Source organism: Chloracidobacterium sp., assembly GCA_016720705.1.
In the GTDB taxonomy this organism is placed as follows: domain Bacteria; phylum Acidobacteriota; class Blastocatellia; order Pyrinomonadales; family Pyrinomonadaceae; genus OLB17.
Genome location: JADKKB010000001.1, coordinates 93,485 through 107,922 on the forward strand (window position 1 = coordinate 93,485; position 14,438 = coordinate 107,922).

Consider the following 14,438-nt stretch of genomic DNA (forward strand, 5'->3'; position numbering starts at 1 on the left):
AGATGTTAGAAATTTTCAAGAATATCAATGTTGATTGGATGGGCTTGCGAAAGCCACTGATCTTTTTGTCGATCGCGATCCTGTTTGCAGGTTTGTTTTCGGCTGTTGGGCGGCAAGTGTCGCCGGGCGGGACTGAAGCGTTCAATCTGGGCGTCGACTTTCAGGGTGGAACCGTTATTACGGCAAAATTCCGCAACAAACCCGCCGAGGACGATATCCGCAACGCCCTCCAGGGCCAGAATATCGCAGACGCTGTGATCCAGTCGTCGTTGGATAAGCAAGACGAGGTCTTGATCAAGGTGCCGCTTTTCGAGGGATTATCCACGGAAGTTCCGGCGGATGGCACGAATACAACTGGTGCAAACGCAACACAGGTCAATGCTGGTCGGGAAATGGTAAAGAAGGCGTTAGACACCTTCGGTAAGGAAGCTGAAGCCGGCAAAAGGCTGGCGGACGATGAAGCCGCGGCGTACCAGATCGTTGGAACCGACTCGGTCGGGCCTGTCGCGGGTGCTCAGTTGCGAAATCAGGCCGTCATCGCGACGTTGCTCGGTCTCGTGGGCATCCTGCTGTACATCGCTTTCCGATACGATTGGACATATGCCGCCGGTGCGGTCATCGCTGTGTTCCACGATGTTCTGATCACACTTGCTTTCTTCTCGGTATTCCAATGGGAAATCAGCCTGACCGTTTTGGCAGCATTGCTAACGCTTGTCGGATTTTCGGTTAACGACTCGATCGTGATCTTCGACCGAATCCGCGAAAATCTTACGCTCGACCGCAACAAGCCGATATACCAGCTTACCAACGATTCGATCAATCAGACGATGTCGCGAACGATCGTAACTAATGGACTTGTGTTTTTGGCTGTTTTGGCACTTGTGCTGTTCGGCGGCGAGGTGCTCCGAGGGTTTTCGCTGGCACTATTTGTCGGTTCGATCACCGGAACGTATTCTACTATCGCAATCGCAAGTCCGATCGCGATCTGGTGGCAGGGAAAGATCGGAAATTCAAGAGTCAAGGATGTTTCGATTCCCCAATCGGGTACGGAAAAGATGGCTTCGGCCTCCCGCCGCTCGGTCACGCGTCGACCTGTAACTAGGTAGAATGGCGACAATTGCGGCCGCGATTTGAGACTAACGGACCAAGGTTCGTTTTAAGACTTGGATCGCGGCTGATTTATTTGAAAAAAGTTGGCATTTTGTCCATAAACGCCTTTGTTATTCTTGACTTTCCAATTCTAAACTTTTAGACTTCATTTCGTTGCTGGTCAATTTAATGTTCGTGTCTGCGTTTTTCCGTATTCGTTTTGCGAATCAGTTAGGGAATTAGTAGTACTTTTGTATGTTTGACCCGCAAGAGTCTCGATTGTCCGCACTTGATGTCAAAAAAACAGTATTCGGAAATTCAGCAGCACGCGATTTGAGATCGATACGTTAAGTGTCTCTTACAACGCGTGTCTCAGTTTGTTTCATCGAAGTAATTGTAAGGTTTCGTAACCCTTGACCTAACATTTGGCACCGGAAAAAAAGGGAGGAAGTAAAATGCTTGATCAATTAGTTGAATCAAAAAATAATTCTCAGGAAAATAAGCGCCGTGGCGAGTTCCTGTTAGCGACTTTCGTAATCGCCGTGACGGCTCTCTTGGGTGCCTGGACCTATAGCCTTTTCGCAAAGGATTACGGAATGGGGTCCGGCGACCTTGAGTTGTCGACGCTTGTCGCTCCGCCGCCACCGGCGGAAGAGCCGGAGCCGGAGCCCGAAAAGCAGCCGGAGAAGAAGCAGGCCGAACCGGACGTCGACGTTCGTAAGGAGCTGATTCAGAATATGAATGCGTCGCCCAAGGTGCCGGATCAGATAAGCACGGTCAAGAGCAATATTCCGCAGATGCGCGAAGACCGCTTGACCAAGATCGGAACCACGAACTCTGATACCGGAGCCAAGGTTGATCCAGGTGCAGCACGCGTGGTCAATAGCGGTGGAACTCAGGGGATCTCTACCGGAACCGGCAACAATGCCGCCGGAGATGACGGTGACGACGCTCCGCCGCCGCCACCCAAGGCAACGCCTAAGCCTGCACCTAAAACTGTGTCAGGCGGTGTTCTGAACGGTAAGGCCACGAGCCTGCCTAAGCCTGGCTATCCGCCGGCAGCCAAAGCCGTCCGGGCATCGGGTGCAGTTAGTGTACAGGTTTTGATCGACGAGTCGGGCCGCGTGGTCTCGGCAAGCGCAGTTAGCGGGCATCCATTGCTCCGGGCCGCTGCCGAAGGTGCCGCACGAGGTGCTCGTTTCAGTCCGACGCTGCTTTCCGGCCAGGCCGTAAAAGTTTCGGGCGTGATCACATATAACTTTGTCCCGTAGGGGAACGTAATAGATCGAAGGTGCGGTATCGCAAGGTGCCGCACCGCAAATGACAGTTTAATTTGCAATCAATTAAATTCTTTTTGATTTCTTTGGAGGAAAAATCATGACATTTCTTGGCAGCCTGGTCGCATCGGACATTTCGGGCTTTTACTTACTCTTTACCGGCGAGGGTGTCTCGTTTGGTATCTACGATATCGCAAAGAGCCTGACGGTTCCGGGTTGGGGCGTTATCATCACGCTTCTGATCCAGTCGGTCTATATGATCGCGGTCGGCATCGAACGCTGGTTGACCTATAACAAGGCTAAACAGCAGTCTCGCCAGTATGCTCCTAAAGTTGCTCAGGCACTTAAGAACAGCAACATCGACGAAGCGATCAACATCAGCGACAAGCACAAAGATTCGCACCTTGCAATGGTGGTTTCGTCGGGCTTGAAGGAATTTGCCGCACACCAGGGCAATACCGACATCTCGGCTGATGAAATGGAAGCATCGAAGCGTGCTCTTGAGCGTGCGATCGCCGTGAAGACCGCCGAACTCAAACGCGGCCTTTCGGGTCTCGCAACCGTCGGTTCAACCGCACCGTTTGTCGGACTGTTTGGAACGGTGGTCGGTATCATCGGAGCTTTCCAGGCCCTCAAGACCAACGAATCAGCCGGTATCGGCGCCGTCGGTGGTGCTATCGCAGAAGCCCTGGTTGCTACGGCATTCGGTATTCTCGTAGCTATCCCGGCCGTTTGGTTGTTTAACTACTTCACGAACAAGGTCACTGGCTTTAGCGTTGAAATGGAAAACTCGGCCTCAGAATTGGTCGATTATTTCATCAAGCAGCGTGCTAAAAGCCTCCGCGGCTAAATTCGGGAACTTGGCGAGAGCCAACTAGGAGATTTACTGCTATGGGTGCACAAGTGGGCGGAGCCCAGGAATATAACTCAGATATCAACGTCACTCCGATGGTTGATGTTATGTTGGTGCTCTTGATCATTTTTATGATCGTCACACCGCTGCTACAGCAGGGTGTATCGGTCAACTTGCCCCGCGATATGATCAGTCCGGATGAGGATGGTGATATCGCAAAGGATTCGTCGGTCATTATTGCTATACCCGATAATAATAATTTTTATATCGGTAAGGAACAGTACCCGATCGACGCTCTGGGGGATGTGATCAAAAAGCGTATGGAAGGCAAGACGCCTGAAAAGCGCATTGTTTACATTAAGAGTGGGGTAGATGTCGAGTACGGCCGGGTCGTACAGGCGATCGATACCATTCGTAAACAGGACATCGACAAGATCGGATTGGTCGCTGATAAGAAAAAGGGCGAACCAAAGAAATAGAGAAGTTTCGCGGGCCCGGCCTACCGGGCCCGGCGAATCAATTACAAAGTTATGGGAATGTCTAGCGGCGGAGGCTCAGGTGAGGCCAAGCCAACAATTAACGTTACACCTTTGATCGACGTTCTTCTCGTGCTTCTGATCATTTTTATGGTCATCACGCCGTTAAAACCGAGCCGTTTTGAGGCAAAGGTTCCGGCGGAACCGAAAGACCAGCCACAGGCCAACGTCAAGCCAAATCCGCTGACGCTGGTGGTTGCGATCAACAAGGACACCAAGGCCGTAACGCTGAACAATGAACCGTTCGGCAATGTTACGGATACCGAAAAGCTGACAGATAAACTTAAGGAGATCTTTAAGCAACGCGAAGATAACGGCGTGTTGCGTGAGGGTTCTAACGAAGTTGAGAAAACGCTTTTCATTAAGAGTCCCAAAAGCGTCCGATATGGTGACGTGGTAAGGGTTATCGACGCAGCTAAATGGGCCGGCGCAACGCCGATCGGCCTACAGGTCGACGATTTAACAGATTAATATTCTTGGCACTGTTTTTCTGCGAGCTTAACGCTGCAAAGAAATGCCGTGCTGAATGGTGGATGGAGTCAAATGATGAGATTCTCTCGTTTCGGGTTGTTACTAATAATAACAGTTTCCGTATTCATTGGAGCGAATTGCTCTTATTACAACCGGGTTATTGCCCGAAAGAATTTGGTCGACGGTGCCAAGGCCTATAAGGACCGTAAATTTGGCGAAGCTGAAAAGCTTTTCAGATACGCGGCGTCGAAAGATCCTAATGGCGAGACGGTCGAGGGCAGGACTGCACAGCTTTCACTCGCTCGGACCTTGCACTCGATCTACATCGGTAACCGTAGTGACAAGAGTAAGGCCGAAGAGGCCTTAGCTGAGTACAAAAAGAGCCTTCCGCTCTCGCTGAAGGACCTCAAAGATACTTCTGCGGCTTACAATGCGAATAAAACTGCCGAGGATGTCCTGCGAAAGTACCTTGCATCGCTTTCGAACGTGAATAGTACGACTAGTGCCATTGCGAGTTTGTATGACAATCTCGCTCAGCCTGATAAGGCTAAAGAATGGCAGACGGAGGTGTCCAATAGTGCAGATTACCCGGTCACCGCACGAGCTCGGGCTCTGAGTTCGTTGACGGCCAAGATGAATACGTGTGCTAATGACATTACGGACACGGAAGCGACCAAAAAGACCATTAAGAAGGATGGCAAGGACGCTTACCAATTCGTAAAGCCAGCGAACGCCGAGGACTTTTCGAAACTGAAGGAGTGTGTCGCCGAGGGTAACCGATTGATCGACCAAGCGGTCGCGATCGAGCCCGACGATGTTAAGAATTCGGCAACCTTGAACGTGGCAACACTTTCGGATGCACAACTCGCACTTAACGTTGAGGTCTTCAAGGTTTTCGAATCGACACGTTCTTACAAAGCCAGTTTGCTGGTCCAGGCTATGCGTTTAGCTGAAATGGAAGGCAACGCGACGCTTCACGACTCATTGAAGACAGAAGCGGACGCCGCTAAGACTAAATTCCAGGAACTTAGCGACATCGGCAAGAAAATGCAGGCCGAGTCTGAGGCACGTGCCGCAGCAAAGGAAGCAGCCGAGAAGAAGAACGCGAACAGCAACGCTAATAAGAAGTAGATCGATATTTCTTTCCAACCTTGGTGATGCTCATTTATAATTAAGTGGGCATCACCATTTTTCTTTTTGTGGGTAAGGTTTTCTAAATTTGGGTTGTTCGGTTGGATTTGGCGAACTGACGAAAGTCGATAATTATGATCAGGATCGAAGACGTCATAAAAAAGGTGACAGACAATCGGCCGCTTGCCGATGTCGATCTTATCCGCCGCGCCTATCTTTTTTCGGCTCTCCATCATCGTGGACAAACCCGTGCCTCAGGCGAACCGTACTTGGTGCATCCGCTTGAGGTAGCCGAGATCCTTGCTGATATGCGTCTTGATGAGGTCAGCGTCTCGACCGGATTGCTACACGATGTCGTCGAAGACACGCTTGTCGATCTCGATACCATCCGCTCCTATTTTGGGGATGAGATAACGCTTTTGGTCGACGGTCTGACCAAGATCGCCCAGATCAGTAGCCTTTCCAAAGAAAAGCAGCAGGCGGAGAACGTCCGAAAGATGGTCTTAGCTATGATCACCGACGTTCGGGTCGTTTTGATCAAGCTTGCCGATCGGCTGCATAATATGCGGACAATGCAGTTTCTGAAGCCGGAGAAGCGAGCTCGAATATCCCAGGAGACTTTGGATATATATGCTCCGATCGCTCATCGGCTCGGTATGGGTAAGATGCGGAGCGAGCTCGAGGACCTGTCGTTTCAAAACTTATACCCCGACGAGTATAAAAAGCTCGCCAAAGAAGTTGATGCAAGACGGCCGGAATTAGAGTCCGCACTGCATCATATCCGCGAAACTATTGCTCAAAAACTCACAGAGTATGACGTCCCATTCGTCGCTGTCGAGGGACGCGTAAAGCGTCTCTATTCGCTCTGGAAGAAATTAAAGAAGCAAAAGATACGCATCGAGCAGGTTTACGATCTCATCGCCGCTCGTATCATCACGCCGAATGACCGCAAATACTGTTATTTGGCACTTAGCGTAATTCATGACGGTTGGACGCCCGTCCCTGAGCGTTTCAAGGACTGGATCGGTGTGCCGCGCGACAATCTGTACCAGTCGCTCCACACATCGGTCATCGGCGACGGCGGCGTACCCTTCGAAGTGCAGATACGTACGCAGGAAATGCACTTGGTGGCGGAAGAGGGCGTCGCTGCGCACTGGAAGTATAAAGAGAGTAGCCTAGGTACCCATAAGGACGACGACACCCTTGACGAGCTCCGGAGGACGGTAGAAAAGCTCCTTCTGCCACTGGTTGAGACCAATGAGGAAAACGAAGACTCCGAAGACTTTATCGAATCATTAAAACTCGACCTATTTCCCAAGGATGTCTATGCCTTTACGCCGATGGGCAAGGTCATTCAACTGCCTCGGGGAGCGACGCCTCTGGACTTCGCGTATGCCATTCACTCGGGCGTGGGAGACAAATGCACCGGCGCGAAGATCAATGGGCGTATCGTTCCGCTGCGGACCGAACTCCAAAACGGCGACATGGTTGAGATCCTCACGACGCAGAACGCAAAGCCGACGCGGGATTGGCTTAATCACGTTGTCACGTCCAAGGCTCGCAGTCGTATTCGACATTGGATCACGCAACAGCAACGTGAGGAGTCCGTCGAGATCGGCCGAAAGCTACTGGAAAAAGAAGCAGATCGTTTTCGCCTGGCGCCAAAGAAGTTTCTAACCAACGATTCTGAGATGACCCGGATCGCGAACGAATACGGACTAAGTCGTCCGGAGGACCTTCTGGCCTCGGTGGGGTACGGCAAAGTGCTGCCGCGCAACATCATTGCAAAATTCCTTGGCGCCGAGAAATTTGATGAGCTCGACCCGGAAAAGAAAAAAGACACACGCATCTCAAACGGCGTAAAAGCGGTAAAGAAATTTATCGGACTCGGCGAAGACGCGATCGTCGTAAAGGGTGTCGATAATCTACTTACATCTCGTGCCAAATGCTGTAATCCGCTCCGCGGCGAAGACATCGTGGGCTACATATCGCTCGGAAAGGGCATCGTGGTCCATAACAAACGCTGTAAGAATATGGGTCACCTGATGGTCAATAAAGAGCGAATTGTCGAGGTCGAATGGGCACGCAGCGAGCAGAGCGAAAAACAGTCCGTGCAATTGCTGGTAACGACCGAAAACCGCACCGGAATGCTGGCCGGCATTACCAACGCGATCGCGGATATTAAGACGGGAATTCGCGATGCCCGGGCTAATGTTTCAAAGGACGACATTGGATTGGTCGAAGTGACGGTCGAGGTATTTGACAAAAAGCACCTCGACAAGGTCATTGGTGCGATCGGACACGTTCCGGGTGTGATCGCCGTCGAGCGGATAAACTCCTAAACCCATACCTTTTCACGCCATTCTACTTTCCTTTTTCTACATAATTTGCTAGAATTCGCCTTTTGCTTAAGGAAGATTTTTGCAGGGAATTGTGAACAAATGAAAGAAATTATCTCGACCGAAAATGCTCCGGGAGCCATCGGGCCTTATTCGCAGGCGATAAAGACGGGCAATATGGTATTTTGTTCGGGCCAGATACCGATCGACCCGGCAACGGGGAACTTCGTTTCCGAAAATATCATTGAGCAGACGGAACAGGTCTTGAAAAATCTTTCGGCAGTCCTCGAGGCAGCCGGATCGAGCCTCGACGGCGTTGTTAAAACTACGGTGTTTTTAGCGGATATGAATGATTTCGCCGCGATGAACGAAGTTTACGGCAAATATTTTGACGCGAACAAACCGGCCCGAGCCACAGTTCAAGCGGCACGTTTGCCGAGGGATGCCCGGGTCGAGATCGACTGTATAGCGTTAGTTGGGTAATAGAAAAGCCAGACGCCGATTTTACATCGCCGTCTGGCAACCCAAAGAGTTAACACAAACTCAAATACTTACGCAGCCTTGATGATCTTTCCCGATTTAATGCATCGGGTACAAACCTTAGCCCGACCGTTGCCGCCAGCAGGGAGCTGGACACGGACAGATTGAAGATTCGGGTTAAATCGTCGTCGCGTCTTGTTATTAGCGTGTGATACGTTGTTTCCAAATTGCGGACCTTTTCCGCATACGTCGCAGCGTTTAGCCATAATATTATTGCCTCCGATAAATAGTACGAGGTACTAAGAAGAGTTTTTGTTAAAACTCAAAAATAGATTTTATATCAAATTGGACCAGGTATAGTCAAGTTATGCAACAGATCGATAAGTTGAAAGGAGTAAGAGCCACAGTGCAAAACAAATTTGTTAAGTATTCGACCGCAGCCGCAATCGGCGTTTTTGCTGCGTTTTTTGCCGCATGCGGCGGCCCGGCCGCCAATGTAGCGACCGGTGGGGTTGACCCAAATGAGACAGCCGCAACCGTAAATGGCAAGGTCATAAAAATGGAAGAGGTCGACCGTGCGGTGAAACAGCAGGCTCAGGGACAGGAAAGCAAATTGTCACCGCTTGAGCTCGCCGGTGCACGCCTTCAGGTTCTTCAGAACTTGGTGGAGCAGGAAGTAATGTTCCAAAAGGCCGAAAAAGAAGCCACCGTCCCAACGGACGAAGAAGTTTCGGCTGAGGTCAACAAACAAAAAGTCGAAAGCCGTCTCTCGGCCGAAGAGTTTGATAAACAGATGACCGCCGCGGGGCTCAACGAAGTAGCATTTCGCGAGTCGATCAAGAAAGGCCTCGCGATCAAGAAGCTCGTTGATAAGGTCACCGGCCGGATCGAAGTTCCGAAAGACAAGGAGATCACCGATTTCTTTGCCGGCAACTCCGATCTTTTTGTTAAAAAGCGAGGTGTAAGGCTTGCCGCTATCATTATCGATCCTTCAAACAGCGGGCAGGGCGACACGACGACAAACGACGCCGAAGCCAACGTCAAGATCAAAGAGATCCTGACCAAGCTTTCACAACCCGGCAGCGATTTTGCCTCACTCGCTCGCGAATACAGCGAGGATCCGAGCAAATTGCAGGGCGGAGACCTTGGGTATATCAGCGAAGAGGACCTCAAGACCAACTTCGGTGCTCAGAATGCGGCAGGATTTATGAGCCCGCAGTTCAACGTCGGCGGCGTTACGAATGTTATTCCGCTCAACGGTAAAGGGTATATCTTCAAGCTCCAGGAGCGCATTGAGAAGGAAGAGACCCAGACGATCGAAAGTCCGGGTGTTCGTCAACAGATCAATGACCTTCTGGTAAACAACCGCAAGCAGTTGCTTGCAGCCTCGTATCAGGCAATTGCGATGAACGAAGCGAAGATCGACAACCTGCTGGCTAAGAAAGTGGTGAACAATCCGAACGAGCTCAGCGGAGCACGTCCGGCAGGTTCGTCCACACCGGCGGCAAATGCCAACACCGCGGCAGCGAACGCTAACACGCCGCCAGCCGCAAATATGAATACTGCGGCAAACACGAATGCGAATGCCAAACCTGCGGCCAACGCTCCGGCAAAACCCGAAGCAAAGCCCTCGGCAAACGCCCCGGCGAACAAGTAGTTCTACGTGTGTTCGATCGATCAAGGTAAAAGGCAAAGTACTTTTTTGCCTTTTGCCTTTTTCAATTTGAAACGGATCACTGACAGATGTTATTTAGAATCAACAACGCGTGGAAATCGTACGGCGGAAACGAGATACTCAAGGGTGTCTCGTTTCAGGTGAATCCGTCTGAAAAGGTCGGGTTGGTCGGTCGTAACGGAGCCGGTAAGACCACCGTGTTTCGGCTCATCACCGGTCAGGAAGCACCCGACGAGGGCGAAGTCATAAAGATGAACGGCCTGACCCTCGGACTCCTCGATCAGCACGTCGATTTTGGAAACGCCGAGACCGTGCATACGGCTGCCCTATCGGCATTTAAGGAAATTCACGACATCGAGGCCGAAATGCGGCAACTCGAGAAGCAGATGGAAACGGACCATTCCGACGCGGTTCTCGAACGGTACGCCGACCTTCAGACGGCATTCGAGCACGCGGATGGATTTTCATACGCTGCCAGGGCTGAGGCCGTTCTGCTTGGGATGGGCTTTCCGTCCGAAAAGTGGGCTGATGATGTACGCACATTGTCCGGCGGCCAAAAGAACCGTCTGGGGATGGTTCGGCTTCTGCTATCGAATTCGGATGTGTTGCTGTTGGACGAACCGACCAATCATCTCGACACGGACGCAGTCGAATGGCTCGAGGAGTTTCTGAAGTCATACGACAAAACCTATGTGGTCGTAAGCCACGATCGCTACTTTCTCGACCGAACCACCAATCGAGTGATCGAGATCGATCGGGGCGTCGCTGTCACTTATAAGGGCAATTACTCGAAGTATCTCGAAGAACGTGAGCTTAGACGTGAACAGCAACTGCGCGAATACGAGAATCAACAAGCGCTTATCAACAAAACTCAGGAATTTATTCGCCGCAATCTTGAGGGGCAAAAGACCAAGCAGGCCAAATCCCGCCGTACGCTGCTCGCAAGGATGGATCGTATCGAGGCCGTCACGAGTGAGAAATCCGGCGGCAATTTCGGTCTAAGACAGGTCGAGCGAACCGGCAACAATGTGCTGACGGCCGAGGACCTGACCATTGGTTACGAAAATAAAGTTTTGGCGACAAAGCTAAATTTCTCGTTACATCGCGGAGACGCTCTCGGCATTATCGGCGGCAACGGGACGGGAAAGACTACTCTGATCAAGACGATCCTGGGAAATATTCGCGAATTGGACGGAAAGATCCATTGGGGCACCAAGACCAACATTGGTTATTACTCGCAAAATCTCGAGGGCCTCGAACCGCGAAATGAAGTCGTACAGGAACTAAGACGGGTCGCCCCGATGGCTGATAACAACACACTTCGTGGTTTTCTGGCTAAGTTTTTGTTTTTGGGCGAAGACGTCTTCAAGCCTGTTTCGGCCTTGTCGGGCGGTGAGAAGGGAAGGCTCGCTCTCGCAAAACTCATATACTCTCAAAAAAATGTCTTGATACTCGATGAGCCGACTAACCACCTCGATATCCCGTCTCGCGAATCGCTCGAAAACGCACTTGAGGAGTACGACGGTACGATCATCGTCGTGAGCCACGACCGCTTCTTTTTAGATAAGATCGCCAGTCAAATGTTGAGTTTTGAGCCGGACGGCCGCGTGCTCGATTTTGCCGGAAACTATACTGAGTTTCACGATTGGAAACTAAATAGTACACCGGCCATATCTGCCGCGGTTTCCAAGAACGGCAATGCGGGACGCTCGCAATCATCTGAATCCTCGACGACATCGACCCTCTCAAAGAATCAGCGTAACGAACTCGAAAAGCGGATTCGGGTGATCGAAACTGAGATCCCGGCACTTGAACTCGAGGCATCCAAGCTTACTTCGACGATCGCCTTGCCAAAGGTTGCCGCGGATTACGGCAAATTGGCCGAGGCCACAGAAAAACTGACCACTATCGAAGCCCGTATTCAGGCTCTATATGATGAATGGTCAGTGGCGGCCGATCAATTAAGGTGATCACGATTCGACGCGATAATTTGGGGCTTCCTTGGTAATAATAACGTCGTGAACGTGTGATTCGCGTAATCCGGCGGAAGTGATGCGGACAAATTTCGCATCGTTTTGAAGTTCTGCGATAGATCGGCACCCGGTATATCCCATACCTGACCTGAGCCCGCCGACGAGTTGGGTCACCATATCGGCAACCGACCCCTTATAAGCCACGCGGCCCTCAATACCCTCAGGCACATATTTGGCGTCCGAGACGGTACCCTCTTGGGAATATCGATCACTCGAACCTTTTTTCATCGCTCCGATCGAGCCCATTCCACGATATGACTTAAAGTTGCGCCCCTGGAAGAGGATGACCTCACCCGGAGACTCTTCCGTGCCGGCAAATAGTGAACCGATCATCACACAGTCTGCTCCCGCAGCAATCGCTTTTGCGACGTCGCCGGAGAATTTAACGCCACCGTCCGCAATGATCGGTGCTCCGGTGCCCTTGGCTGCGGCGACACATTCGGTGATCGCCGAGATCTGCGGCACACCGGCACCTGTGACCACACGGGTCGTACAGATCGAACCCGGGCCAATACCGACCTTAACTGCATCTACACCCGCTGCGATCAGCATTTTTGTCGCTTCCGCAGTTGCGACATTACCCGCAATTATTTCGATCTCGGGGAACTTTGCACGAACGCTCTTGACCGCTTCCATTACCCTCGAACTATGACCGTGCGCGGTGTCAATGACGATCGCATCGACCCTCGAATTTACAAGCTCGGTCGCTCGTTCCAAAAAATCTCCGGTTGCACCGATCGCACCGGCACACATTAGCCGGCCAAACCCATCCTTGGCGGCAAGCGGGAAGTTGATTGCCTTCTGAATATCTTTGACCGTAATAAGACCTTTTAAGTGACCATTTTCGTCAACGACAAGCAGTTTTTCGATGCGGTGCTTTTGGAGCTTAACCTTTGCCTCGTCAAGCGTGGTGCCGACGGGCACAGTGACCAAGGGTTGCGGCGTCATTATCTCTGAAACGGGAATGTCAAAGCGAGTCTCGAAACGCAGATCACGATTGGTTATGATCCCGACCAGTCGTCCGGCTTCGTCCGTTACGGGTACACCGCTGATCTTGTAGCGTTCCATTATCGCGAGGGCGTCAGAAACGAGTTGGTTGTGTCCGATAGTCACAGGGTCCACGATCATACCGGATTCGCTTCGTTTTACCTTATCCACTTCTTCGGCCTGCTGTCCGATCGAAAAGTTCTTGTGGATCACGCCGATACCGCCCTGTTGAGCAAGGGCGATCGCAAGGCTGGCCTCAGTAACGGTATCCATCGCGGATGAGCAGAGCGGGATATTCAATTCGATGTTTCGAGAAAATCGTGTCCGTGTATCGACCTCATTCGGCAGGATCTCAGAGTATGCCGGGACGAGCAATACGTCGTCAAAAGTTAGGCCTTCGTTAATTTCTTTGATATTCATTTTAATAGCAGTTAAACAAAAATGTCCGCAATTACCTTGCGGACACCGTATGATCAATTTTCAATAACCGTGCACACTTCATCTACTGGGGCCGATTAGCCGGAGCCGTTGTGACCGGTTTGGCCGTTGCCGCCGGTTTGGCCGTCGGGGCCGGTTTAGGTGTTGCCGCCGGTTTGTTCGCCGGTGTCGCGGTGGTGTCGACGTTAGCCGTCGGCTTAACCACTGGCGTTGGCCGTGAAACCTGTGCCGGAGTTGATACCGCATTCGCTAACGCAGTGTTCGTGTTGCCGTTTGCTGCAGGTTCGGGAATTTCGCCATTGATCGAACCGGCTTCCCAAATTTTCGCAAAATTATCTTTCGAGATCGTAAATTGGATACGTCCACCATCCGCGGGTGATAACGGCGTAGCGGGCAAGGCGATCGCTTTCCCGTTGATGGTCAATTTTACCGACTGGGCATTCCATCGGTTGTAGTTGAAATTAATGCTCTCCTTCGGTTCAAAGGTCAATGGTGCGTCCGAGGCGACTGATTTGTCAGTTTTAACGTCGTCACTCGTTACCAGAACACGAACGGGTTGGTTTACAGCGGCAAATTCAAATTTCGACGCCGAGAACTCAGGAGACTTAGGCTTTTCGGGTACCGTTCCGTCCGCAGTGTTTGCCGGCGCATTTGAATTTGTATTGACAGCAACTGACGGCGGGCGATCGGGCTGATTCCGTAAATAGTCTACGAGATAAAGTACGCCCACAGTCATCAGACCCAAGATCACTACCGCAACTATTATAGTTGGGATCATCGAACCGTTGCGGTCGTCGGTCAGAACCTCAGGTCTATAGTGTTTGATTTCGTCCGTTGCTTCATTGTCATTTGCCGCGATCAGGCGAGCGTAGTCCTGAAGGACTTCCTGTTCGTCGATATCAATAAATTTCGCATAGGATTTAACAAAACCCTTATTGAAAATACCGCCCGGTAGAGGGCGATAGTCATCATTCTCGATCGACTCCAGGTAATGGGCGGAGATGCGGGTCTGCTCCGCGACTTCGCTTATAGATATACCTCTTTCCTCGCGAGCCTGTCGCAATTTTTCACCGAGAGTTAATGACATTTCTTTTATGAATGGACGGTCGAGCTTAATCGAGCCAAATCG

The 14,438-nt window shown here is 51.2% G+C and carries 13 protein-coding genes; 10 read left to right on the forward strand and 3 right to left on the reverse strand.

Going from position 1 to position 14,438, the window contains the following annotated elements:
• Positions 1-2: 2 nt before the first annotated feature.
• The 8 genes from secF (at position 3) to IPQ00_00495 (ending at position 8,179) form a co-directional block, all read left to right on the forward strand.
• On the forward strand, positions 3-1,106 hold the full coding sequence (secF, locus tag IPQ00_00460; protein MBL0239040.1) for a protein translocase subunit SecF: 1,104 nt from the start codon (positions 3-5) through the stop codon (positions 1,104-1,106).
• 438 nt (positions 1,107-1,544) lie between these two features.
• The gene (locus tag IPQ00_00465; GenBank protein MBL0239041.1) at positions 1,545-2,360 is read left to right on the forward strand and encodes a TonB family protein; all 816 of its coding nucleotides are present in this window, start codon (positions 1,545-1,547) and stop codon (positions 2,358-2,360) included.
• Positions 2,361-2,466: 106 nt separating this feature from the next.
• On the forward strand, positions 2,467-3,216 hold the full coding sequence (locus IPQ00_00470; protein MBL0239042.1) for a MotA/TolQ/ExbB proton channel family protein: 750 nt from the start codon (positions 2,467-2,469) through the stop codon (positions 3,214-3,216).
• A gap of 41 nt (positions 3,217-3,257) precedes the next feature.
• Positions 3,258-3,698 (forward strand): biopolymer transporter ExbD, encoded by a 441-nt coding sequence (locus IPQ00_00475; protein ID MBL0239043.1) that lies wholly within the window; start codon positions 3,258-3,260, stop codon positions 3,696-3,698.
• Positions 3,699-3,749: 51 nt separating this feature from the next.
• Positions 3,750-4,226 carry a biopolymer transporter ExbD gene (locus IPQ00_00480; protein ID MBL0239044.1) on the forward strand — a complete coding sequence of 159 codons (477 nt, stop codon included), beginning with the start codon at positions 3,750-3,752 and terminating at the stop codon, positions 4,224-4,226.
• Positions 4,227-4,298: 72 nt separating this feature from the next.
• Positions 4,299-5,357: a hypothetical protein gene (locus IPQ00_00485; protein MBL0239045.1), complete on the forward strand. Its 1,059-nt coding sequence runs from the start codon at positions 4,299-4,301 to the stop codon at positions 5,355-5,357.
• Positions 5,358-5,491: 134 nt separating this feature from the next.
• Positions 5,492-7,699 carry a bifunctional (p)ppGpp synthetase/guanosine-3',5'-bis(diphosphate) 3'-pyrophosphohydrolase gene (locus tag IPQ00_00490; GenBank protein MBL0239046.1) on the forward strand — a complete coding sequence of 736 codons (2,208 nt, stop codon included), beginning with the start codon at positions 5,492-5,494 and terminating at the stop codon, positions 7,697-7,699.
• 99 nt (positions 7,700-7,798) lie between these two features.
• Positions 7,799-8,179: a RidA family protein gene (locus tag IPQ00_00495; GenBank protein ID MBL0239047.1), complete on the forward strand. Its 381-nt coding sequence runs from the start codon at positions 7,799-7,801 to the stop codon at positions 8,177-8,179.
• Between the two features lie 68 nt (positions 8,180-8,247).
• Here the strand turns inward: IPQ00_00495 and IPQ00_00500 are convergent, their stop codons facing one another.
• Positions 8,248-8,442, reverse strand: a complete 195-nt coding sequence (locus IPQ00_00500; protein ID MBL0239048.1) for a 50S ribosomal protein L28 — start codon at positions 8,440-8,442, stop codon at positions 8,248-8,250.
• Positions 8,443-8,582: 140 nt separating this feature from the next.
• On the opposite strand from IPQ00_00500, the gene IPQ00_00505 reads away from it, so the two are divergent.
• Both IPQ00_00505 and IPQ00_00510 read left to right on the forward strand, forming a co-directional pair.
• The gene (locus tag IPQ00_00505) at positions 8,583-9,833 is read left to right on the forward strand and encodes a SurA N-terminal domain-containing protein (protein MBL0239049.1); all 1,251 of its coding nucleotides are present in this window, start codon (positions 8,583-8,585) and stop codon (positions 9,831-9,833) included.
• Positions 9,834-9,919: 86 nt separating this feature from the next.
• Positions 9,920-11,821 carry an ABC-F family ATP-binding cassette domain-containing protein gene (locus IPQ00_00510; GenBank protein MBL0239050.1) on the forward strand — a complete coding sequence of 634 codons (1,902 nt, stop codon included), beginning with the start codon at positions 9,920-9,922 and terminating at the stop codon, positions 11,819-11,821.
• On the opposite strand, the gene guaB is transcribed toward IPQ00_00510, so the two are convergent.
• Positions 11,822-13,291, reverse strand: a complete 1,470-nt coding sequence (gene guaB, locus IPQ00_00515; GenBank protein ID MBL0239051.1) for an IMP dehydrogenase — start codon at positions 13,289-13,291, stop codon at positions 11,822-11,824.
• An 82-nt stretch (positions 13,292-13,373) separates the two neighbouring features.
• Positions 13,374-14,396 (reverse strand): helix-turn-helix domain-containing protein, encoded by a 1,023-nt coding sequence (locus IPQ00_00520; protein ID MBL0239052.1) that lies wholly within the window; start codon positions 14,394-14,396, stop codon positions 13,374-13,376.
• Positions 14,397-14,438: the final 42 nt, after the last annotated feature.

Coding starts and splice junctions, on each gene's coding strand:
- secF (MBL0239040.1), top strand. CDS start 3: ATGTTAGAAATTTTCAAGAATATCAATGTTGATTGGATGGGCTTGCGA.
- IPQ00_00465 (MBL0239041.1), top strand. CDS start 1,545: ATGCTTGATCAATTAGTTGAATCAAAAAATAATTCTCAGGAAAATAAG.
- IPQ00_00470 (MBL0239042.1), top strand. CDS start 2,467: ATGACATTTCTTGGCAGCCTGGTCGCATCGGACATTTCGGGCTTTTAC.
- IPQ00_00475 (MBL0239043.1), top strand. CDS start 3,258: ATGGGTGCACAAGTGGGCGGAGCCCAGGAATATAACTCAGATATCAAC.
- IPQ00_00480 (MBL0239044.1), top strand. CDS start 3,750: ATGGGAATGTCTAGCGGCGGAGGCTCAGGTGAGGCCAAGCCAACAATT.
- IPQ00_00485 (MBL0239045.1), top strand. CDS start 4,299: ATGATGAGATTCTCTCGTTTCGGGTTGTTACTAATAATAACAGTTTCC.
- IPQ00_00490 (MBL0239046.1), top strand. CDS start 5,492: ATGATCAGGATCGAAGACGTCATAAAAAAGGTGACAGACAATCGGCCG.
- IPQ00_00495 (MBL0239047.1), top strand. CDS start 7,799: ATGAAAGAAATTATCTCGACCGAAAATGCTCCGGGAGCCATCGGGCCT.
- IPQ00_00500 (MBL0239048.1), bottom strand. CDS start 8,442: ATGGCTAAACGCTGCGACGTATGCGGAAAAGGTCCGCAATTTGGAAAC.
- IPQ00_00510 (MBL0239050.1), top strand. CDS start 9,920: ATGTTATTTAGAATCAACAACGCGTGGAAATCGTACGGCGGAAACGAG.
- guaB (MBL0239051.1), bottom strand. CDS start 13,291: ATGAATATCAAAGAAATTAACGAAGGCCTAACTTTTGACGACGTATTG.
- IPQ00_00520 (MBL0239052.1), bottom strand. CDS start 14,396: ATGTCATTAACTCTCGGTGAAAAATTGCGACAGGCTCGCGAGGAAAGA.